At 68.2% G+C, this 21,825-nt stretch carries 22 protein-coding genes; 15 read left to right on the top strand and 7 right to left on the bottom strand.

All coding sequences use genetic code 11. The features are described from left to right. Positions 1–97 precede the first annotated feature (97 nt). A complete protein-coding gene (locus MNR00_RS14125) occupies positions 98–2,359 on the top strand; it encodes a LuxR C-terminal-related transcriptional regulator (protein WP_241926552.1) in 2,262 nt (753 codons plus the stop codon). Positions 2,360–2,416: 57 nt separating this feature from the next. Here the strand turns inward: MNR00_RS14125 and MNR00_RS14120 are convergent, their stop codons facing one another. Beyond that, positions 2,417–2,731: a hypothetical protein gene (locus tag MNR00_RS14120; RefSeq protein WP_241926551.1), complete on the bottom strand. Its 315-nt coding sequence runs from the start codon at positions 2,729–2,731 to the stop codon at positions 2,417–2,419. A gap of 185 nt (positions 2,732–2,916) precedes the next feature. Between MNR00_RS14120 and MNR00_RS14115 the strand changes: the two genes are divergently transcribed. Next, positions 2,917–5,253, top strand: coding sequence for an arylsulfatase (locus MNR00_RS14115; RefSeq protein ID WP_241926550.1), 2,337 nt, complete (start codon positions 2,917–2,919; stop codon positions 5,251–5,253). A 43-nt stretch (positions 5,254–5,296) separates the two neighbouring features. Next, positions 5,297–5,575 carry a hypothetical protein gene (locus MNR00_RS14110; protein WP_241926549.1) on the top strand — a complete coding sequence of 93 codons (279 nt, stop codon included), beginning with the start codon at positions 5,297–5,299 and terminating at the stop codon, positions 5,573–5,575. Here the strand turns inward: MNR00_RS14110 and MNR00_RS14105 are convergent. Then, positions 5,559–6,287 carry a MerR family DNA-binding transcriptional regulator gene (locus tag MNR00_RS14105; RefSeq protein WP_241926548.1) on the bottom strand — a complete coding sequence of 243 codons (729 nt, stop codon included), beginning with the start codon at positions 6,285–6,287 and terminating at the stop codon, positions 5,559–5,561. The genes MNR00_RS14110 and MNR00_RS14105 overlap by 17 nt on opposite strands. A 60-nt stretch (positions 6,288–6,347) precedes the next feature. Between MNR00_RS14105 and MNR00_RS14100 the strand changes: the two genes are divergently transcribed. Further along, positions 6,348–6,791, top strand: coding sequence for a DUF6194 family protein (locus tag MNR00_RS14100; RefSeq protein WP_241926547.1), 444 nt, complete (start codon positions 6,348–6,350; stop codon positions 6,789–6,791). Next, positions 6,788–7,327: a putative immunity protein gene (locus MNR00_RS14095; RefSeq protein ID WP_347271913.1), complete on the top strand. Its 540-nt coding sequence runs from the start codon at positions 6,788–6,790 to the stop codon at positions 7,325–7,327. The genes MNR00_RS14100 and MNR00_RS14095 overlap by 4 nt, the downstream gene beginning before the upstream one ends. Before the next feature lie 10 nt (positions 7,328–7,337). Here MNR00_RS14095 and MNR00_RS14090 read toward each other — a convergent pair whose 3' ends face one another. Further along, the gene (locus MNR00_RS14090; protein ID WP_241926546.1) at positions 7,338–7,796 is read right to left on the bottom strand and encodes an NUDIX domain-containing protein; all 459 of its coding nucleotides are present in this window, start codon (positions 7,794–7,796) and stop codon (positions 7,338–7,340) included. A 73-nt stretch (positions 7,797–7,869) separates the two neighbouring features. Here MNR00_RS14090 and folE point away from each other — a divergent pair, with 73 nt between their 5' ends. The 4 genes from folE (at position 7,870) to MNR00_RS14070 (ending at position 11,455) form a co-directional block, all read left to right on the top strand. Further along, positions 7,870–8,511, top strand: coding sequence for a GTP cyclohydrolase I FolE (gene folE / locus MNR00_RS14085; RefSeq protein ID WP_241926545.1), 642 nt, complete (start codon positions 7,870–7,872; stop codon positions 8,509–8,511). Positions 8,512–8,563: 52 nt separating this feature from the next. After that, the gene (locus tag MNR00_RS14080; RefSeq protein WP_241926544.1) at positions 8,564–9,703 is read left to right on the top strand and encodes an FAD-dependent oxidoreductase; all 1,140 of its coding nucleotides are present in this window, start codon (positions 8,564–8,566) and stop codon (positions 9,701–9,703) included. A gap of 71 nt (positions 9,704–9,774) precedes the next feature. Next, a complete protein-coding gene (gene folP, locus MNR00_RS14075) occupies positions 9,775–10,653 on the top strand; it encodes a dihydropteroate synthase (protein WP_241928857.1) in 879 nt (292 codons plus the stop codon). A gap of 10 nt (positions 10,654–10,663) precedes the next feature. Next, entirely contained in the window at positions 10,664–11,455 is a 792-nt protein-coding gene (locus tag MNR00_RS14070; protein ID WP_241926543.1) for a pyrimidine reductase family protein, read from the top strand. Here MNR00_RS14070 and MNR00_RS14065 read toward each other — a convergent pair. After that, entirely contained in the window at positions 11,413–12,321 is a 909-nt protein-coding gene (locus MNR00_RS14065; protein ID WP_241926542.1) for an alpha/beta hydrolase, read from the bottom strand. The two genes, MNR00_RS14070 and MNR00_RS14065, sit on opposite strands and share 43 nt — an antisense overlap. 93 nt (positions 12,322–12,414) lie before the next feature. Here MNR00_RS14065 and MNR00_RS14060 point away from each other — a divergent pair, with 93 nt between their 5' ends. Continuing rightward, the gene (locus tag MNR00_RS14060) at positions 12,415–12,903 is read left to right on the top strand and encodes a methylated-DNA--[protein]-cysteine S-methyltransferase (RefSeq protein ID WP_241926541.1); all 489 of its coding nucleotides are present in this window, start codon (positions 12,415–12,417) and stop codon (positions 12,901–12,903) included. 20 nt (positions 12,904–12,923) lie between these two features. Further along, positions 12,924–13,673: an AAA family ATPase gene (locus MNR00_RS14055; RefSeq protein WP_241926540.1), complete on the top strand. Its 750-nt coding sequence runs from the start codon at positions 12,924–12,926 to the stop codon at positions 13,671–13,673. Positions 13,674–13,676: 3 nt separating this feature from the next. Here the strand turns inward: MNR00_RS14055 and MNR00_RS14050 are convergent, their stop codons facing one another. Both MNR00_RS14050 and MNR00_RS14045 read right to left on the bottom strand, forming a co-directional pair. Then, the gene (locus tag MNR00_RS14050) at positions 13,677–14,576 is read right to left on the bottom strand and encodes a sigma-70 family RNA polymerase sigma factor (protein WP_241926539.1); all 900 of its coding nucleotides are present in this window, start codon (positions 14,574–14,576) and stop codon (positions 13,677–13,679) included. 39 nt (positions 14,577–14,615) lie between these two features. Then, positions 14,616–15,074: a carboxymuconolactone decarboxylase family protein gene (locus MNR00_RS14045; protein WP_241926538.1), complete on the bottom strand. Its 459-nt coding sequence runs from the start codon at positions 15,072–15,074 to the stop codon at positions 14,616–14,618. Between the two features lie 132 nt (positions 15,075–15,206). On the opposite strand from MNR00_RS14045, the gene thrC reads away from it, so the two are divergent. From thrC to MNR00_RS14030, 3 genes are all read left to right on the top strand, one after another. Continuing rightward, the gene (gene thrC, locus MNR00_RS14040) at positions 15,207–16,625 is read left to right on the top strand and encodes a threonine synthase (RefSeq protein ID WP_241926537.1); all 1,419 of its coding nucleotides are present in this window, start codon (positions 15,207–15,209) and stop codon (positions 16,623–16,625) included. Between the two features lie 193 nt (positions 16,626–16,818). Next, complete coding sequence (locus MNR00_RS14035; RefSeq protein ID WP_241926536.1) at positions 16,819–18,171, top strand: M20/M25/M40 family metallo-hydrolase; 1,353 nt, start codon at positions 16,819–16,821, stop codon at positions 18,169–18,171. A 28-nt stretch (positions 18,172–18,199) separates the two neighbouring features. After that, complete coding sequence (locus MNR00_RS14030; protein WP_241926535.1) at positions 18,200–19,660, top strand: MFS transporter; 1,461 nt, start codon at positions 18,200–18,202, stop codon at positions 19,658–19,660. Between the two features lie 92 nt (positions 19,661–19,752). Here the strand turns inward: MNR00_RS14030 and MNR00_RS14025 are convergent, their stop codons facing one another. Beyond that, positions 19,753–20,922 carry an RtcB family protein gene (locus MNR00_RS14025; protein WP_241926534.1) on the bottom strand — a complete coding sequence of 390 codons (1,170 nt, stop codon included), beginning with the start codon at positions 20,920–20,922 and terminating at the stop codon, positions 19,753–19,755. Positions 20,923–21,387: 465 nt separating this feature from the next. Between MNR00_RS14025 and MNR00_RS14020 the strand changes: the two genes are divergently transcribed. After that, entirely contained in the window at positions 21,388–21,819 is a 432-nt protein-coding gene (locus MNR00_RS14020) for an NUDIX domain-containing protein (RefSeq protein ID WP_241926533.1), read from the top strand. The last annotated feature ends 6 nt before the right edge of the window (positions 21,820–21,825 follow it).

The following is a 21,825-nucleotide window of genomic DNA, read 5'->3' as shown; positions in this document are numbered from 1 at the left end:
TCCTCGGATCTGCCTCACCTGACAACGGCGCGCCGGCATCACACAGACAGGGTGATCCGTCATTGAGCTCGACAGAGGACATCCATATCATGTGAGCGTGCCCGACCCGACCCGCAGGGCCTCGACTGACGCAGACCCGACCCGCAAGGCGCCGAAGACCCCGACGCTGAGCAGTCTGCTGCTCGACGGCAAGCTTCGGGTGCGCGCGACGAGCCCTCGGGCGGTGAGCAGGAGCGCCCTGATCCGCGCATCCCGATCGAGCGCGGCTCGCATCGTCGGAGTCACGGCTCCGGCGGGATACGGCAAGTCGACCATGCTCGCGGAGTGGGCGTCGATCGAGCAGCGTCATGTCGGCTGGGCTTCGATTGATCGGTTCGACGACGATCCGGCGTCGATGCTGACCGTTCTGGCGGCAGCATGTGCGACTCTGTCGCCGCGTGCCGGTGAGGTCGTGTCGCAGATGCGCGGCGTCGGCGCTTCGGTGCTCGGCCGGGCGGCGCCGATGCTCGCTGCCGTGCTCGCTCAGGCGCCCGAACCGTTCGTGCTGTTCATCGATGACATCCACGCCGCAGGAACGGTGGAATGTCAGGACGTGCTGGAGGTCGTGCTCGCCGGAGTTCCCGAAGGCTCCCAGGTGGTGCTCGCCAGCCGACATGAGCAGCCTTACTTCGCTCGGCTGCGCGCAGCCGGTGGCATGCGAGAGATCGTCGCCGACGACCTGCGCATCGATCAGGCCGGCGCGGAGGCCATCTTCGCGGCGGCGAACGTCAATGCGTCCGCCGCTGACGTCGCCATCGCCGTCGAGCACTGCGAAGGCTGGCCGACCGGCCTGTTCCTCTGCGCGCTCGCCGTCGGATCCGGCGCAGATGTGCGCACCCTCACCGGCGACGAGCGGTTCGTCGCCGACTATCTGTATCGAGAGTGCGTCGCGACGCTTCCCGAGGACCTGCGGGTGTTCCTGCGCCGCACGGCGGTGCTCGAACAGCTGTCCGGGCCGCTCTGCGACGCCGTGCTCGGCACCGAGGGGTCCCGCGAGATCCTACGCCGGCTGGAGCAACTGAACCTGTTCCTCGTGCCGCTGGACAGACACCGTGAGTGGTTTCGGTATCACGCGCTGTTCCGCGAGTTCCTGCTCACCGAGCTGCAGCGCTTCGACGATGGCATCCGACTCGACCTGCACCGTCGCGCTGCCGACTGGCTGCTGCACGAAGGAGCACCGGCAGCTGCCATCGAGCATCTGCTGGTCGCCGGTGCCAGCGAGCAGGCGATCGTGCTCGTGGCCGACCTGGCGATGCGCACCTACGAGGACGGGCAGGTCGCGCTCGTGGAACGCTGGCTGGCGAAGCTGGGTGACTCGGTGGTGGAGACATCGCCGGACGCGGCGATCATCGCCGCGTGGGCGGCGATACTGCAGGGCAAGTCTCCGGCATCGGAGCGGTGGGCTGCGGTGCTTGAGCGGATGACGCCGGCCGGCACACCCGAAGAGCTCCTCACCTTCGAGTCGGGCCGTGCGATGATCCGAGCGGCGATGTGCACGGGTGGTCCGCGACAGGCACTGCAGGATGCGCTGTTCGCCGTCGCAAGCGAGCCGGAATGGAGCGCGTGGCGAGACCAGGCGCTGCACCTGCTCGGATCAGCATGGCTGCTCGTCGGTGAACCCATCCGGGCGCGCGATGCATTCATGCGGGCGTCAGCGTCTGCGCGGGATGCCGACCATGCCGATACTGTCGTGCTCAGCGAGGCGGAATTGGCGATCCTCTGCATCGACGACGGCAGGTGGGCCGATGCCGAGATCCACTCGCACGCCGCGGTGCGCGCGATCGATGACAGCAACATGGAGGGATACCCCACCACCGCCCTCGCGTTGGCTGTTCAAGCGCGCGTCGCGCTGCGGCGCGGCGACGCGGTCGCCGCCGATCGCTACCTCACCCGCGCCATGCGTGCCAGGGTGCACTGCACGCACGTGCTGCCATATCTTGCGATGCGGTCGCGGCTTCAGCTCGCGATGGTGTTCGCGGGGCAGCGCGATCATGCTGCCGCGCTGCACATGCTGCGGGAGATCGACGAGCTGCGCGCGCGCCGCCCACACGTCGGCGTCCTCGCCGAGCAGATCGATCAGTTCCGCGCGAAGTTGAGTGAGAGCGCGGCGAGGATCGCGAGCGTCCCGCTCACGCCTGCAGAACTGCGTCTGCTGCCATATCTGCAGACGCATCTGACGATCGCCGAGATCGGCAAGCGCCTCTTCGTCTCCCGCAACACTGTGAGTTCACAGGTCGGCTCGATCTATCGCAAGCTCGGAGTGACGACGCGCGCGGCGGCGGTTGACGAGGCGATCGCCGGCGGTCTGCTGGGGGAGTGACGCGGATCGGATGCTGCGCCGCGTCATCGAGCACGCCGCGTCATCAGACGAGTCGTGTCATTCATCGCCCAGCAGATCGAGATCGACGTCGAGTGCCAGGGCCACCTTCGGCGCGGCCTTGACCACGCGGGGGCGTCCGACGATCGGCATGACGGTCTCGAGCACCTCCACGATGTCTTCGGCACTGGCGCCCGCACTGAAGGCGCGGTCGATCTCCTGGTGGATCGACGCCGCAGCCGCGGAGACCGCGACGAGTGCTCCGATGCGCACCAGGCAGAGTGTTTTCGCGAGCTCGCTCGGATGGCTGCCTGGTGCCTTGGCGGCTTGTTCGTCGTCGATGCTGAGCCGGCGCAGCTGCTCTGAATAGTCCACGGTGACACACTTCCTGTGGCCATGGGTCGACATGCCGAGAATCGGAGTCGAGTCGATGGCGCGCTCAAGACAAGTGAATCCGGTCGCGCGCACAATCGGTTCACGTGATGTGCATGATGCGTGGAATCCGACTCGGGGGCTAACCTGCTGGCCTGGGTGACTTCATAAATCGTCAGGAGACGAACATGGCCGACGCGCACACGGTGATCGGGGCACCGCTGCCACCGGCACGTACCCTCCCTTTCCCCCCGAAGGCGTCCGGCAGCATCGCCGGACGCACGATCCAGGAATCCACGTACTCGCCGAAATCACCCGTCCGGCACCTGCCAGCTGACGCCCCGAACGTGCTGGTCATCCTCATCGATGATGCGGGCCCCGCGTTGCCGACTGCATTCGGGGGAGCGATCCGCACGCCCGCTCTTGACAGGGTGCGTGCCGGCGGCGTCGGCTTCAACCGATTCCACACCACTGCGATGTGCTCACCCACTCGTGCTTCGCTGCTGACAGGCCGCAACCACCATCGCGTCGGCAACGGCCAGATCGCCGAGCTCGCCAACGACTGGGACGGCTACTCCGGCCACATTCCCAAGAGCAGCGCCACCGTCGCCGAGGTGCTGCGGCAGTACGGCTACGCGACCGGCGCGTGGGGCAAATGGCACAACACACCCGCTGAGGAGACGACGAAGGCGGGGCCGTTCGACCGCTGGCCGACCGGATACGGGTTCGAGTACTTCTACGGCTTCCTTGCCGGCGAGGCATCGCAATACGAGCCGAACCTGGTGCGGAACACCACGACCGTGCTCCCGCCGAAGAGCCCTGAAGAGGGCTACCACCTCAGCGAGGACATCGCCGACGATGCCATCGCATGGCTGCGCGATCACAAGACGCTGGCTCCCGAGCAGCCGTTCTTCATGTACTGGGCGACCGGGGCGATCCATGGACCGCACCACATCATGAAGGAATGGGCCGATCGGTACGCCGGTGAGTTCGACGAGGGCTGGGATGTCTATCGCGAGCGTGCGTTCGAGGGCTCCAAGGCGCTGGGGTGGGTGCCCGAGGACGCCGAGCTCACACCGCGCGATCCGCAGATGCCGGCGTGGGAGGACATCCCCGAGAACCAGCGTCCGTTCCAGCGGCGCCTGATGGAGGTCGCAGCCGGTTTCGGGGAGCACGCTGATGTACAGGCCGAACGGCTGCTCGACGAGCTCCAGCGGCTCGGGTACGACGACAACACCATCGTCCTCTACATCTGGGGCGACAATGGCTCATCCGGTGAGGGACAGAACGGCACGATCAGCGAACTGCTCGCACAGAACGGCATCCCCACCACCATCGACCAGCACATCTCAGCCCTCGATGAGCTCGGCGGACTCGACGCCCTCGGCACTCCGACGACCGACAATATGTACCACGCCGGATGGGCATGGGCGGGATCGTCCCCGTACAAGGGGATGAAGCTGATGGCATCCCATCTGGGTGGCACCCGCAACCCGATGGTCATGCAGTGGCCGGCGCGCATCGCCCCCGACCTCGCTCCGCGGGTGCAGTTCCACCACGTCATCGACATCGTGCCGACGCTCTACGAGATCATCGGGATCTCGCATCCCGAGATGGTCAATGGCATCCCGCAGGATCCGATCGACGGTGTGAGCCTCGCGTACGCGATCGACGATGCGAATGCCGACGGCCGGCGCCGCACGCAGTACTTCGAGATCATGGGCAGCCGGTCGATCTACGCCAACGGGTGGATGGCTTCGGCGACCGGTCCGCGGCTGCCATGGGTACCGGGCATCCCGGCGGGCATCCGCACGTGGACCCCCGACCAGGACGTCTGGGAGCTCTACGACCTCGACCACGACTGGAGCCAGGCGCACGACCTGGCGAAGGAGCAGCCGCAGAAGCTCGCTGAACTCAAGGAGCTGTTCGCGATGGAGGCGGCGCGCAACGAGGCCCTGCCCATCGGCGGCGGGCTGTGGGTGGTCGCGATGCATCCCGAGGATCGCATCAGTCCGCCGTACACCGAGTGGGAGATGACGGGCGACACGGTGCGGGTTCCGGAGTTCTGCGCGCCCGCGCTGGGAAACCGGCCCAACACCGTGACGATCTCGATGACGACGTCGGATGCCGCCAGCGGTGTGCTCTACAAGCTCGGCGGCGCCGGCGGTGGGCTCACCTGTTTCATGGATGCGGGTGTGCTGACGTTCGAGTACAACCTGTTCCTCGTGCAGCGCACCGTCATCACTGCGCCGGGCGCGCTGGCAGCGGGCGAGCACACCGTCGAGATCGAGACGAGCTACATCGAGCCGAAACCCGGTGGTCCGCTGAACGTGGTGCTGCGGGTGGACGGTGCGGAGGTCGCATCCGGACACGTTCCGGTCAGCGCACCGCTGCTGTTCTCGGCCAACGACTGCCTCGACATCGGCCGCGCCTATGGTGGTGCCGTCTCGCGGGCGTACGCCGAGCGGATGCCGTTCGCGTTCGACGGGCGGATCGATCGGGTGCACATCGCGTACGCGGGGTGAGCGGGTCCTGGGTGTCTGGGCGGGTCCGCGCTAGGGTCTACGCATGGACGACAGACAGAATCTGTTGGGCAGACGGTGGATCGTCGGCGTGATGCTGATGGCGGCAGAGCAGGCGCCGCGGATCCTCGAGGTCTGCGCGGCGACGCCCGGTGATGAGAAGGACCTCAACCGTGCGCTGCGCGAGGCGTTCGACATCGGCGAGATGGATGCGGAGGTGATCCTGTCCATGCCGGTGCGCAGATTCGCGCCGGTATCCGTCGAGAGGATCCGCGCCGAGCTCGCCGATATCGAGGAGCGCCTGGCGCTCACCGAGCCGGAGTAGCTGACGTCGCGAGCAGGGCGTGCAGATCACCTGAGGCGGACAGCAGCGCCACACTGCGGTCGGTGAGATCGGCGAGACGCCGCCGCAGCAGCATCCGCGCTTCATCACTGTCGCCGTGCGTGCGGATCAGGTCGATGACGCGCGCGATCGGCGGCAGCGGGTACCCGCCGACGCGCAGCGCGGCGGTGATGCGAGCGGCCCCGAGCGCGTCGGCCGCATAGCGGCGTGCCCCCGAGCGTGGGTCCCTTTCGGGGGAGAGGAGTCCCTGATCCTCCCAATGCCGCAAGGCGGATGCCCGGACGCCGAGTGCCTCGGCGAGTTCTCCGATCGTCATGCTGTCGTTCGCGTCGAAGGAGTCGGCGGTGTCGTCGACGATGGCGTCCAACGCGCTCAGCGCCTCGCGCACGCGCTCGCGCTGCCGAGCGATCTCGACGTGCAGCAGGTCGATGCGCTCCGCAGCGGCGTCGATGGATGCTGTGCGCAGCGCCGGCACGAGAGTGCGCGCGGCAACGGGGCCGACGGCCACCGCCAGAGAGCGATAGGCGCGGAGCGCGATCTCGTGGCTCGGTCCGAACCGTCGATACCCGTTCGGTGCGCGCTCAGCGGGCGGCAGAACGCCGAGCCGCTCGAGGTCGCGCACCTGCTGCGTCGAGTAGCCGACGAGGCGCGCCAGCGCGGCCGTTGTGAAGATGTGCTCTGGAGGGTTTCGCATCGATATCCCTGTCATTCCAACCGTAAGTCCACATAAGCACGAGAAGTCGATGATTGAGTCATGGACATTCAGCAGATCATCGAGGCCGTCCGTGGATTCGACGGCGCGCTCGCCGTCGTGCCCGATACTGACCCCTATCCAGAGCTGGCGTGGGGAGACGCCTTCTTCTACTTCGCCCCGGACGGGGTGATGCCACAGCGCACGCAGCCGTACGGGACGATCACCACGAAGGACTACCAGGACGACACGGCGTTCAGGCTCGGCCCAGACCGGTTCCGCGTGAACCTCCATGTCGGTCGTGACAAGGCGGCGGAGTTGTCGGATGCTGGCGCGCAGCCGACCGGCACCGATGCCTTCCTGCCGCACCCGCTCTACGGCACGATGGGTTGGGTCTGCGTCGTGAACCCGGCGGCGAACACGGCCCAGCAGGTGCTCGATCTGCTGCGCGAAGCGCACGACGCGGCCCGCGCGCGCACGCTGCGTCGTGCGGAGTCGGGGGAATGATGGCGTCTGCACAGTCCCTCAGCCTGGCCGACCGCCGGGTCGTCGCCGCGTGGGCGGCGGACTGTGCAGAGCGCGTGCTGGCGCTGTTCGAAGAGCAGGCTCCGGAGGATGATCGCCCCCGCGACGCGATCGCCCGTGCCCGGGCGTTCTCGCGCGGGGAGCTTGACGCTGCCGGCGAGATCCAGCGCCGCTTCGTTGCAGGTCGCGCAGCTTCGGCCGTGGCCACACCGTCCGCTGTCGCTGCAGCTCGAGCGGCCGCGCAATCGGCCGGCGTCGCGCACATGGGCGCGCACGCGCTGGGCGCTGCGGCGTATGCCGCGAAGGCGGTGAAGTCGGCGGCATCGGCGGCATCCGATGGCGAAGCCGCGTTCGCGGCGGAACTCGCCTGGCAGCTCTCACACGCGTCGGAGACAGTACGGCTCACACTGCAGCAGCTGCCGGCACTCGGATCCGATTCCGCCGGCCCACTCGGCACCGGCCTCCTCGCATCCGGCGACCTGGGCGAGGCTATCCGCCGTCTGCAGGCACGGCTCTGACCGAAGCGATCTACCAGTTCGGTCCGACCGAGAGCAGCGACGCCGACGTGCCCTGACGGATCGCCTCCAGCGCGCGTCGCTCGTGCGGCGGCACCATCTCGGGCAGAGCGTCCAGTGCGAACCAGTCGAGACCGCCGCACTTCGCCGGCTCCTGCACGGTCGGTTCGCCGGTCCAGTCTTCGCACGTGAAGTACCACTCGACGCGCTGCTCGATCGGGCGGTCGGTGCCGTCGGTGCGCTGCATCACGGCGGCGCAGTGCAGGGCATCCGCTTCGACGACCACGCCGAGCTCCTCCCGCACCTCGCGGATCGCGGCCTGCACGGCGGTCTCGCCGAACTCGATGTGGCCGGCGGCGCCGGCCGACCAGTATCCGTCCATATAGCCGGTGTTCTGGCGCAGCTGCAGCATCACGCCCTTCGGGCTGCGCAGAAAGACGTACGAGGCGGGGATCAGAGCGAACGAGTGCACTTCTAAAAAATAATGGGCTTGCATTTAGAAGTCAATCGGGTGTCTCATGGAAGTACACGCACAGGAGGTCGACATGACGATCACGGCAATCGAGGACAGCGGCGAGTCACACGAGACCGGCCCGCACCGAGTGCGCATAATGGCCGCCCCGCGGCCCGTCGACCTCGTGGCGGCCGAGCATGCCGGCCGGCTGTTCCTGCGGGCGCTTGGCATCGATCCGGATGCCGCGGATGCCCCCGACCTGGCGCGCACACCGCGACGCTTCGCGGAGGCGTACGCCGAGCTGCTGGCATCCGAGCCGTTCGACTTCACCACCTTCGAGAACACCGAGGGCTATGACGAGCTCGTGCTGATCCGCGACATCCCGGTGCACTCGCTGTGCGAGCACCACCTGCTGCCGTTCACCGGCATCGCGCACGTCGCCTACCTGCCGGCCGACCGCGTCGTCGGGCTGTCGAAGATCCCGCGCATGGTCGACCACTACGCACGTCGGCCCCAGACGCAGGAGCGGCTGACGGTGCAGATCGCGGATGCCCTCGAGGCGCGTCTGCAGCCCCGCGGGCTCGGCGTCGTCATCGAGGCCACCCACACCTGCATGACCCAGCGCGGTGCGCGCGCCACCGGTTCGGCGACGACCACCTCGGCCGTGCGGGGCACCCTGCGCGAGGATGCCCGCTCCCGCGCGGAGTTCTTCGCGCTCGCCGGAGGACGCTGAGGCCTGCCCGTCCAACTCGCAACGCATCACTGCACGATCGAAGGGAACCGAGATGATCATCGCCATCGTCGGTGGCGGCCTCGCAGCCGCCACTGCCGCAACCGAACTGCGCGACCACGGCTTCGACGGGGAAGTGGTGATCTACTCGGCCGAGGACCATCTGCCCTACGAGCGTCCGCCGCTGTCGAAGGCGGTGCTGCTCGGCGACGCGGACGCCGGCTCCACCCAGGTGCACGACGCGACCTGGTACGACGAGAACGGCGTGCGTCTCGAGCGTGGGGTCAAGGTCGTCTCGATCGACCCCACCACCCGCACTCTGCGCACCGAGCCGGTCGCCGGCGGTGACGGCTCGGAGCACTCCTACAACAAGCTGCTGCTGGCCACCGGCTCTGTACCGCGCCACTTCCCCCTCGCCGACCGCGTCGCCGACCCGCTCTATCTGCGCACAGTCGAGGACAACGCCCGCCTGCTTGCGGCGCTGAAGCCCGGCGCCACGGTCGTGATCGTCGGCGCCGGCTGGATCGGCCTCGAAGTGGCATCCGCCGCCCGCCATCATGGCGCCGAGGTGACCGTGTACGAGGTCGCCGACCTGCCGCTGGTGAGTGTGCTCGGGCCGGAGATCGCCCAGCTGTTCGCCGATCTGCACCGCTTCCACGGGGTCGATCTGCGCCTGGGGACCCCCGTGGATGAGGCCGCGCTCGCCTCCGCCGACGCCGTGGTGGTCGGCGTCGGCGCGATGCCGCTCACACAGCTGGCCGACGATGCCGGTCTCGAGGTGGACGGCGGCGTGCTGGTCGATGAGACCCTGCGCACCTCAGCCCCCGACATCTACGCGATCGGCGATGTGGCATCGCAGCAGCATCCCGTGCTCGGCCGTCGCATTCGCGTCGAGCACTGGGACACCGCGATCGAGCAGGGCAAGGTCGCCGCCCATAACCTGCTCGGCGAAGGTGAGCCGTACACGCACCTGCCGTACTTCTTCACGGATCAGTACGATCTCGGCATGGAGTACTTCGGCAGCGTCGGACCCGACGGATACGACCGGGTCGACATCGAGGGCGACACCGACGTCGCGCACGGCGGCGCCTTCCGGGCCTACTGGGTGAAGGACGGCGTCGTGCAGGCGGCGATGCACGCGAACGACTGGGATTCGTCGGACGCGGTGCGCGACAGCGTCGGGACGGAACGGTGACCGCGGCTGAGTCGGTCTCGTTGGCGGCGGCGGATGCTGCGCCGTTGGATGCTGCGCTGTCGGACACCCGGATGCTGCGCCGCATCGGACAGCGCGACTTCGACTTCTCCAGGCAGGTCGCCATCATGGCGGTGATCAACCGCACTCCGGACTCGTTCTACGACAAGGGCGCGACTTTCGCGCTGAATCGCGCGGTGCAGAGCGCGCTGCGGGCGGGCGACATCGGCGCCGACTGGGTCGACATCGGCGGCGTGCCGTTCGGACGAGGGCCCGCAGTGTCGACCGCCGAAGAGATCGACCGCGTCGTGCCGGTGGTGGATGCCATCGCTGCAGCGCGCCCCGAGCTGGTCATCTCGGTCGACACGAACAGCGCCGAGGTGGCGGCGGCCGCGATCGCCGCGGGCGCTGCCGTCATCAACGACACCAGTGGACTCGGTGATCCCCGGATGGCCGAGGTGCTCGCCGGCAGCGACGCGCACGTCGTGATCACACACAGCGTCGGGCCGCCGCGGGCCGAGAAGCCGCCGGCGCATTTCGACGACGTGGTGGGCGAGGTGCGTGGGTTCTTGGTCGAGCGCATGGCGCGTGCTGAGGCTGCGGGAGTGCCGCGCTCGCGGCTGATCGTCGATCCAGGGCACGACCTCGACAAGAACACCCTGCACTCGCTGGAGATCACCCGCCGCATCGACGAGCTGGCCGATCTCGGCGCCCCGCTGCTGGTGGCCGTGTCGAACAAGGACTTCATCGGCGAGTCGATCGACCGCCCGCAGGGCGAGCGGCTGGCGGGGTCACTCGCAGCGATGACCGCCTGCATCCTCGGTGGCGCGCGGATCGTGCGGATGCACGACATCGCCGAGACCGTCGACGCTGTGCGCATGACAGAGGCGATCCTCGGGATGCGCGAGCCGGCCCGACTCGAGCACAACAGGCATCCGACGCACAATGTCTGAGGGGACGGACATGTCTGACTCCGCTGACGCCGTGATCGACCGGGTGTGGCCGGACCCGGCATCCGACCTCTCCGATACCGATCTGCTCTCACTCGTCGGTTTCCCGGCCGAGCGCACCTGGCTGCGGGTGAACTTCATCGCGAGCATCGACGGCGCCGCGACCCGCGACGGGCGCTCCGGCGGCCTCGGAGACGAGGCCGACCATCGCATGTTCGATCTGCTGCGCTACGAGGCCGACGTCGTGCTCGTCGGCGCGGGCACGCTGCGCGACGAGGGGTACGGCGGGTTCCGGGTGTCGCCTGAGGCGGTGGCGTGGCGGACCGCGCACGGCATGACAGAGCACCCGGCGCTCGCGATGGTCAGCCGCAGCCTGGCGCTGGATCCGGCGTCGCCGCTGTTCACCGATGCGCCGGCGCGCCCTGTGGTTTACACCGTGGCATCCGCTCCTCGCGATCGTCGGGTCGCGCTGGGCCGCGTCGCCGACATCGTCGAGGTGGGGGAGTCGGATGCTGACCTGCGCCGTGTCCGCGACGATCTCACCGCCCGCGGACTGCGGCGCATCCACTCCGAGGGCGGGCCGCACCTGTTCGGCGCACTGCTGGCAGCCAGAGTCGTGGATGCCCTGCACCTCACGCTCGCGCCGACCATGGAATCCGGGGAGGCCGGCCGCATCGCACGGGGGCACCCTGCGGTGCCGGTCGGCGCGCACCTGGCATCCATCCTGCGTTCAGGCGACGAGCTGCTGCTGCAGTACCTGCTTCAGCGCGCGAGCAGCGCGAGAGCCTCGTCGGCGACCAGCTGAGGCTCGGTGAACGGGATCAGATGCTCCGAGCGCTCCGCGCCGACGAACCTCGCACCCGGATGCTGTGACGCCGACACCTGATGCGCGGCGACGATCTCGGCGCGCTGCCGGGCCCCGTGCTTCGGGCGCCCGAGTCCCGAGATCACCGTGATGGGAATGCGACCCAGGTCGAGCGGGCTGTCACGCAGCGTCGTGAGGCCGGCGACCACGCGCCGGTACTCCTCTGCAGCCGCGCGGGCGGCCGCCGTGCTCGTGCTCGCCTCCAGCACGGCATCGCGCAGCGGCTCATCGACGGCGGCCACCATGCTGCTCATCATCGGACGGAGCGCACGCAGCCGGGCGAGCAGCGGAAGCAGGCCGCGCTGCATCCCGACACCGAATCGGAACGCAGCCGAGAAGTACACCGCGGCGTTCTCATCGCTCTGATCCACCAGGACGAGCCCCGCGACGTCCGCGCCGTCTGCGAGCAGGCGAGCGGCCGCGCTGCGCACGATCGCGCCGCCCCAGCTGTGGCCGACCAACACCAGCCGCCGGTGCGGCACGCTGCGGATGACGGCCAGCAGGTCGTCGGTGAGTCGGTCGAGGTCGCGCGGCGCGGTGTCGGGGGTGCTCGCCCCGTAGCCTGCACGCTCGTAGGCGACGACGCGCGCGTGCGGCGCGATGCGCTGCTGAACCGGACCCCAGCTCAGGCCGCTCATGCCAAGACCCGCCTCGAGCACGATCAGATCGTCGCCCTCGCCGCGGAGCTCTGCATGACTGAGCCCTCCGTTGCTGATCATCGTGCGCAGCATCCGACCGTCCGCGGTCTCGACAAACACGTCCTGGTCGAGCAGGCCGGCGCCGGGCATCTCGGGGGAGTCGGGCATTCGTGGCTCCTTCGGGTCGCATCCATCCGATCACACTTCAGCGTGGCGAGGTCGGGGTGCGAGGATGTCGGTCGCGACGGGTATCTTCGCCCTATGGGATTCCGCGGTGCGATCGAGACGCCGGTCGGCGTCGTCGCCGTCGAGAGCGATGGCACCGCGGTGACGCGTGTGTCATGGCCGAGGGGTGCGTTCGCGACTGATGAATCGGATGCTGTCGTGCGCCGCGCTCTCGCCCAATTGGCCGACTACTTCGTCGGTGATCTGCAGACCTTCGACGTGCCGTTCGACCTGGGCGTGCAGACCGATGCCACCAGGGCGGTGCTGATGGCGCTGTACGAGACCGTCGGCAACGGTGAGACCGTCACCTATGGTGAACTGGCTGCGCGCAGCGGAACGACGGTGCCGGCCCGAGGCATCGGTTCGATCATGGGAGCCAATCCTGTTCCGCTGATCGTGCCGTGTCACCGGGTCGTAGCCAGCGATGGCCTCGGCGGCTACTCGGGCGGCGCCGAAGGTGAGGGGCTGGTCACGAAGCGGTGGCTGCTCGAGCATGAAGGGGCCCTGCCGACCGCGTTGTTCTGAGCGACAGGCGACGATCGATCATGGTGGAGTTCTGGGAATCGGGGCGGATGCTGCGACAGCACCCGGTGGTCTCTGTGCACCCGCACGATGATGCGCCGGAGCCGGGCGAACGGTGGCCGACGAGCATCCCCGCCGTCGCACAGCTGCTGCAGGACGGGCTCGAACTCCCGCCGGGCGTGACATTCCTGGTCGGTGAGAACGGCAGCGGCAAGTCGACGATCGTCGAGGGCATCGCCCTCGCGTACGGACTCTCGCCTGAGGGCGGTTCGCGGCAGGCGATGCACAGCACCCGACCGACGGAGTCTCCGCTGTCGGAGTGGCTGCGCATCCGGCGCGGCGTCGGCTCGAACTCCTGGGGATTCTTCCTTCGGGCCGAGACGATGCACTCCTTCTACACGTACCTCGAGCAGAACCCGTCGCCGCGAGGAGACGTGCCGTTCCATGAGATGAGCCACGGCGAGTCGTTCCTCGCGCTGCTCGACTCGCGCTTCGACGAGCCGGGCTTCTACTGCCTCGATGAGCCCGAGGCGGCGCTGTCGTTCAACTCGACGTTGGCGCTCATCTCGGTGCTGCGCCGCATCTCCGACGAGGGCGGCCAGGTGCTCTGCGCGACGCACTCCCCGGTGCTGGCATCGCTGCCTGGAGCGAAGATCCTCGAGGTCGGCGAGTGGGGCCTGCGCGAGGCCGAATGGGAAGACCTCGAACTCGTCCGCCACTGGCGCTCGTTCCTCGGGGACCCCGACCGCTACCTGCGGCACCTTCTCGACTGAGCGTCAGCCTGCCGCCTCGAATGCGCGCGTCAGCTTGTGCGGATTGCAGACCTGGCGGATGCCGCAGACCCTTCCCGCCCCGTCGAATTCGAGAGTCAGCACGTCGGTGCGGCCGGAATGAGCCAGGGCGAGGCCCAGCTCGCCATTGATCGCGATCGGCGTGAGCACGAACGGATGAAGCGGATCGTACGCGGTCGCCTTCTGCAGGACCCCGACGTAGAAGCGCCCGATCTTCTCGGCTCCGAAGATCGGATTGCGGGCGGCTGCCACCACCCCACCGCCGTCACTCCACAGGATCGCATCATCGGTGAGAAGCCCGAGCACGATCGAGAGATCGCCGCCCTGCACAGCGCCCACCAGCGCCGCGAGCGCCTTCGCATCCGCCGGCTGCGGCGACGCCGAATCGCCGTCGAGCCGAAGGCGGCGCTCGCCGCGTGAGATCAGCTGCCGCACCGCCGCAGGGGACTTCTGCACGATCTCGCCGATCTCCACTGCGGTCATCTCGTAGGCCCGATGCAGCACCACGGCTGCGCGCGCCTCCGGGGTCAGCTGCTCGGCGAGATGCAGCAGCGCCAGTGACAGCATCTCGCGATCGACGACGGCATCCTCCGGCAGTCGCTCGGTCGCGACCGGCTCAGGCAGCCAGTGCCCGACGTACTCCTCGCGCACCGATGCCAGTGAACGCACCCGGTCGATCGCCCGGCGAACGCACGTCGTGGTCAGCCACGCCGGCCAGGAGCGCACGGCGCCGGCATCTGCCCGCTCGGCTTTGACAGCCTCGAGCGCGACCTCCGAGACGACGTCTTCGGCGTGGCCGAAGTCGCCGAGCATCCGGTACGCGATGCCGACCAGCCGGTCGTGCTCGGATCGCCAGGCGCGGACGGCGGGCGTGACGGTGGTCATGGACTTCACGCTACTGCCCGCCGGACTGCGGATGCCGGATCAGACGATGGGGTGCTTCGCATCGACCGGCGGCGCCATCTGCGTCGAGATGGCGATCCGGTTCCAGACGTTGATCGTGCAGATCGCCATCACGATGGCGCCGAGCTCGCCCTCGTCGAAATGCTGCGCGGCTGCATCCCAGATCTCATCCGTGACCGTGTCGGGACCGAGCTTGGTGATCGCATCAGTGAGCGCGAGAGCCGCCAGCTCCTTCGGCTCGAACAGGTTCTTGGCGTGCTGCCACGCTCCCACCGCGTGCAGGGTCCGCTGCGGGATGCCGCGTTTGGCGCCATCGGTCGCGTGCATGTCGACGCAGAATCCGCAGCCGTTCAGGATCGAGGCCCGCAGCTTGATCAGCTCGTACAGCCGCTTCTCGACGGCCTTGCTCGAATACGCCTCCATCCCGATCACTGCGGCGTAGCCGAGACGGTTCGTGCGGGACATGTCGATTCTGGTCATGGTGTTCCTTCCATGGCATCCGATGATGCCGTCACATATCTGTCGTTCGGCAGCGCGGAAGTGTGACAGCGTCATCCGGCTCCGGCATCCGGACGACCCTGCGACAATGGAAGCCCGACCTGAGGAGCATCCGTGCTGTACATCTCCACTCGCGGCGGCATGACGCCGCAGCCCTTCAGCGAGACGCTGCTCGAAGGGCTCGCGCCCGACGGCGGGCTGGCGATACCAGAGCAGCTGCCGCAGGTGGATGCGGAGACCCTCGAGCGCTGGCGCGCGCTCACCTACCCGCAGCTGGCCGCAGAGGTGCTGGGGCTGTTCGCCACCGACATCCCGCGCGAGGACCTGGCTCGGATGACGGATGCCGCGTACGCGGACTTCCCCGATGCCGTCGTACCGCTGCGCTCGATCGGCGGCGGAATCACGCTGGTCGGTCTGTCGGAGGGCCCGACGCTGGCCTTCAAGGACATGGCGATGCAGTTCCTCGGGCAGGCGCTGGAGTACGTGCTCGAGAAGAAGGACCGCGTGCTGAACATCGTCGGCGCGACCTCGGGCGACACCGGATCCGCTGCCGAGCACGCGCTGCGCGGCAAGGACCGCGTGTCGGTGTTCATGCTGTCGCCGCAGGGCCGGATGAGCCCGTTCCAGCGCGCGCAGATGTACTCGCTCGACGACGCGAACGTGCACAACATCGCCGTCGAGGGAGTGTTCGACGACTGCCAGCACCTCGTCAAGCAGCTCGCCGGCGACCTCGACTTCAAGCGCGCGCAGAACCTCGGTGCGGTGAACTCGATCAACCTCGGGCGCATCGCGGCTCAGGTCGTCTATTACTTCTGGGCCTGGATGCGCGTGACGGATGGCGTCGAGCCCGAGCATCGCTCCGAGTTCGAGGTGTCGTTCACGGTGCCGTCTGGCAACTTCGGCAACATCCTCTCTGGCTTCTTCGCCAAGGGCATGGGCGTGCCGATCCGCCGCCTCGTGCTCGCCGCGAACGAGAACAACGTGCTCGACGAGTTCTTCCGCACGGGCATCTACCGCCCTCGCTCGGCCGCCGACACGCACGCGACGTCGAGCCCGTCGATGGACATCTCGAAGGCATCGAACCTCGAGCGCTTCATCTTCGATCTCGTCGGGCGCGACGCGAGCGGCGTCGTCGACGCATGGAAGTCGTTGGATGCTGACGGCTTCTTCGACTTCTCGGCCGAGCAGCCGCGTTTCGAGAGCGAGTTCGGCATCGTCAGCGACACCTCGACGCACGCCGACCGACTCGCAACGATCCGTTCGGTGTACGAGGAATCCGGCGAGATCATCGACCCGCACACCGCCGACGGCGTCAAGGTCGCACGCGAGTACGTCGAGCAGGATGTGCCCATGCTCGTGCTCGAGACCGCCAAGCCCGAGAAGTTCGCCGAGACCATCACGGAGGCGATCGGGGTGGAGCTGCCGCTCTCACCCGCGCTGCAGCAGATGATGGCCGCGCCGCAGCACGTCACCGAGATGGCCGACGACGAGCAGGTGCTCCGCGACTTCGTCACGGAGCACGCCCTCCGCTGATCCGCCTCTCACTCCCGTGTGAGTTTCTGTCGCCTGATCGATGGTTCAGCGACAGAAACTCATGCGGGAGCCGCTGTGGTGGTCGGCGTCGATTGTGTGAGATCGCCAATCGGGCGGGGCTGTGTGTGCCGCGGGCCTGTCGGTGGGCGCAGGACGACGCGATGATCGATCGCGGACATGCAAGGATCACCGGATGCCCGAAAGCACCGATGCTTCAGCGACCGTACGACCCGGCATTGCCGAGCGACTCTCGCAGATGATCCAGCTGCCGACCGTGTCGGCAGAGCTGCAGCAGCGCGGACACGCGCCGTTCGCCGCCTTCGAGCGCCTCATCGCCGAGCAGTACCCGCTCGTGCACGAGCACCTCGCCCTCGAGAAGCACACCGACTACGGTCTGCTGTTCCACTGGAAGGGCGCGCAGCCGAACGCGGACCCTGCCGTTCTCATGGCCCACTACGACGTCGTCCCGGTAGACGAATCGGATGCCTGGACCTACCCGCCCTTCGAGGGGCGCATCGCCGACGGGCGCGTCTATGGCCGCGGAACCCTCGACGACAAGGGTCCTCTGATCGTCATCCTCGAAGCGGTCGAGAATCTGCTCGCCGACGGCTTCACTCCGGCTCGTGACGTCTACCTCTCGTTCGGCGGCAACGAGGAGACCTTCGGCGCCGCAGCCCAGGCCATCAGCGCGTCGTTCCAGGAGCGCGGCATCACGCCGTGGATCGTCATCGATGAGGGCGGCGCCGTCGTGGACGCACCGCTGCCGTTCGTGCCGGGCCGATCCGCGATGGTCGGCGTGGGCGAGAAGGGCGTGCTCAGTATCCGCCTCTCTGCTCGCGGCGACGGCGGGCACGCCTCGGCGCCGCCCACCCTGACCGCCGTGCGCCGCATCGCGCGCGCGGTCGACCGGCTGGGACCGGGCATGTTCCCCGCCCGCGCACCGCGCGCCATCTCTCGGATGCTGATCCAGCTGTCCTCTCAGACACCGGGCCCAGCCCGGCATCTGCTGCGCGTGCTGGGAGCCGTGCCTTTCCTCACCGCCCGGGTGTTCGCCGCCCTCGGCGGTGAGCCGGCCGCACTCGTGCGCACCACCGTCGCGCCGACGATGCAGTCCGGCGGCACCGCCGCCAATGTGCTCCCGTCACAGGCATCCGCCACCGTCAATCTGCGCATCGCGCTTGGCGAGACGGTGGATGCCACGATCCTGCGCGTGCGCGACCGGATCGGCGACCCGCTGGTGTCGATCGAGGTGCTCGAGGGCAGTGAGCCCTCGCCCGAGTCGGCGACCGACAACGCGCAGTTCGCATTGATCGCCGAGGCGCTCGGGGTCTCCCATCCAGATGCCCCGGCCGTGCCGTATGTGATGATGGCGGCCACCGACTCGCGGCACTTCCACCGATTCACCCCTGCGGTGTACCGTTTCGCTCCGCTGGAGATGTCGAACGCCCAGCGCGCGGCGATCCACGGTGTCGATGAGAACGTCGAGATCGCCGCTCTCGAGCGGGGCGAGCTCTTTCATCGCGTGCTTCTGCAGCGGCTAGTGTGATTCCACCCGTAACTGAAAGGGAGGCGCGATGACGCGCTCCGTCACTCTCGGCGCGCTTGCGAGCGTCGTCGGATTCCTCGCGTTCGTCGAGTTCACCAGCGGTGTGCTGCAGGGCTATTACACGCCCATGCTCACCGATATCGCCCGGCATCTCGGCATCCACGACGCCGATGTGAACTGGCTCGAAGGCACGCAGCTCATGCTCTCGGCTCTGGTCGTGCCCGCGTTCGCGAAGCTCGGCGACATGATCGGGCACAAGCGCATGCTGCTGATCTCGACCGCCCTCACCGCGGCGGCCGCGCTCGTGCTCCCGTTCACCGACTCGTTCGCGGTGTTCCTGGTCGGCTGGGCGCTGATGGGCTTCTACGTCGTCTGGCTGCCTCTCGAGATCGCGCTGATCTGGTCGCGCTCTCGCGCCATGGAGGGCCGCTCGGTGATCACGGCCCGCGCGGCCGGGATGCTCGTCGCCGCGCTCGAGACGGGTGCGATTCTCGGTGCCCTCGCCGGCGGCGCGCTCATCGACGTGCTGCCGCTGACGATCGTGCTGCTGATTCCCGCCCTGCTGGTGATCGTGTGCTTCTTCGTGATCCTGTTCGGGGTCAAGGAATCGCCCGAGACGACCGGCGGCAAGCTCGACACCGTCGGCCTGGTGCTCATCTCGTTCGCGCTGATCGCCTTCACCGGTGGTCTCAGCATGCTGCGCCTGCCCGGCGGGCTGACCAGCGTCTGGTCATGGGGCGTCGTGCTGCTCGGGCTGCTGCTGATCATCCCGTTCGTGCTGTGGGAGTTGAAGCACGACGACCCGCTGATCGACGTGCGCATGTTCCGCTCGCCGGCGCTCGGCCCGGTGTTCCTCACGGCCGGCCTGTTCGGCGTCAGCGTGCTCGGCGCGCAGGCGCCGCTGTCGACCTTCGCCCGCACCGATCCTGCCGTGTACGGGTACGGACTCGGCACCACGGGCTTCGCCACCTCCCTGATCATCGGCATCTACCTGATCGCGATGATCACGGGTGCTCTGCTGTTCCCGTTGATTGCGCGGCTCAGCACGCCGCGGTTCACCCTGATCGGGGCATCCGTGCTCGTGGGGATCGGGTTCCTGCTGTTCCTGCCGTTCCATGACAGCTATCTGCAGGTGACGACCAACATGGTGCTCGCGGGGCTCGGCTCCGGAGCGCTCGTGGCGGCGCTGCCGGCTGCGGCAGCATCCGCCGCACCCTCGACGCAGACCGGCGTCGCGACCGGCCTGACCAACTCGGTGAAGACGGTCGGAGGCGCGATCGCCTCGTGCATCTTCGGCATCGCACTGCTGAACGGCGTCGCCGGGACCGCGGCGGGAGCTGCCGAGGGCACGGCGGGTTCGCTCGCCGGCTACATGACGGTCTGGGTCGTGTGCGGTGTCACGGCACTGGCATCCGCCGTGCTTCTCGTCTTCGTGCCCAAGCAGGCCTTCACCGACCGCCCCGCTGACGAGCCCGCAGCCGTCGTCTGACCGCACCGCTCCCCGTTCCCGTATGAGTTCTTGTCGCTTGGACGCAGCACAGGCGACAGAAACTCATACGGGAACGAGAGGCGGGCGGCCGGTCAATCGCCCTTCACGTTGACGATCTGCCGCAGCGTGTGGCGGATCGTGACCAGGTCGGCGGCATCGGCCATCACCTGATCGATCGGCTTGTACGCCTGCGGAATCTCGTCGATGAAGGCATCCGTGTCACGGAACTCGATGCCGGTCATCGCCTCGCGCAACTGCGCGTGGGTGAACGTGCGCCGCGCCGCCGACCGGGAGTACTCCCGACCAGCGCCATGCGGTGACGAGTTCAGCGACAGAGGGTTGCCGAGGCCCTCCACGACGTACGACGCCGTGCCCATCGACCCGGGGATGAGCCCCGGCCGACCGGCGTCGGCATGGATCGCGCCCTTGCGCGACACCCAGACCTGCTTGCTGAAGTGCTTCTCCGACTCGGTGAAGTTGTGGTGGCAGTTGATGCGCTCCTGCTCGTCCACCGCAGTGCCGGCGAACTCCGACACCTGGCGCACGACCCGGTCCATCATCTCCTCCCGGTTCAGCAGCGCGAAGTGCTGGGCCCACCGCAGTTCGCGGATGTAGCGCGTGAACTCCGGCGTCCCCTCGACCAGGTAGGCCAGGTCGGGGTCGGGCAGCTCGATCCACCACTGCTTCGCGAGCTTCTGCGCGACGCCGATGTGGTGCTGAGCGATCTTGTTGCCCACGCCCCGCGAGCCGGAGTGCAGGAACAGCCACACCCGATCCTGCTCATCCAGCGACACCTCGATGAAGTGGTTGCCCGAGCCGAGCGTGCCGAGCTGCAGCTGCCAGTTGCCCGCGTACGACGCCGGGTCGAAGCCCTTCTTCTCGGCAAGCTCGGCCAGCTCTGCCACACGCGGCTCGGCAGTGGCCACGACCTTGCGGTTGTAGTGCCCGGCCGAGAGCGGGATGGCGCGCTCGATCGCCTCACGCAGTGGAGCGAGGTCGCGGTTCTCGAACTGCGCGGCCGTGAACTGCGTGCGGACGGCGATCATGCCGCATCCGATGTCGACGCCGACGGCGGCAGGGATGATCGCGCCGAGCGTCGGAATGACCGACCCGACTGTCGCCCCTTTGCCGAGGTGCGCATCCGGCATCAGTGCCAGGTGCGGGTGGATGAACGGCATGCGGGCCGTGGTGTGCGCCTGATCGAGCGTCTTCTCGTCGATCAGGGACGCCCACGACAGCAGCCGTGCGGAGAGCCTCTCCATGATTCCTTTCCTTCGTGTTGTGTGTCAGCCACAGGTCACGGAGGATTCATGAAAAATGCCCCGGACCTGACGGTGCGGGGCGGAGAACAGCGGATGCTGTCACACGGCGCGCGCCGGAGGGTACGACTCGTAGCGGTCTTGGCTCTTCTGCTGGAAGGCCAGGACCGTGGGGAGGTTCCGCAGAGCGGTCATTCCGTCGTCTCCTCGGCTGGGGCTGCACCGGTCGGCGCAGAGTTACGACCATAGGGGAGGGGTGGATGCTGAGTCAAGCCTCCGCCAACGGCCGTCCGCCCGGTGCGCGGCCGCCTGCCCGATGCCCCGCAGCCGCCGAGTGCACCGGATGCTGGCGAGCGCACGGCCTGTTGACGCGCAGTTCCCGTGCACTCGGCGAGGTGCCGTGCTTGCGACGGAGCTTGCGGGCGGGGCGAGCGGAGGACCAGGAGCCTGACCCGCTACGCTGGCGCGGTGAATGAGCGCATCCGCAACATCGCCGTCGGGCTGATCGTCCGTGAGGGATGGGTACTGGCCGAGGAGTATGCGGCGACCGATCAGCATCCGCGCTTTCTGCGTGCGCTTGGTGGTGGGATCGACTTCGGCGAGCTCGCCGAGGATGCCGTGCGGCGGGAGTTCGCCGAGGAGCTCGGGGTCGACCTCAGCGAGACGCGGCTACTGGCTGTCACCGAGAACCGCTTCACGCTCGCAGGGCGACGCGGTCACGAGATCGTGCACGTCTTCGCGATCCGCTGCCAGGAGCTCGAGGCGATGCCGGTCGAGGAGCGGCGACGCGTGCTCGACAGTCGCGCGGTCGCGGGATGGTTCCGCCTCGATGACCTCGGCGACGACACGCTGCCGTTCTACCCGCAAGGGATCGTCGAGATCGCGCGCGGACTGAGCTGAGTGAAG

Origin of the sequence: Microbacterium sp. H1-D42 (assembly GCF_022637555.1) — a bacterium.
In the GTDB taxonomy this organism is placed as follows: Bacteria; Actinomycetota; Actinomycetes; order Actinomycetales; family Microbacteriaceae; genus Microbacterium.
This window is presented reverse-complemented; position numbering and strand designations above follow the sequence as displayed.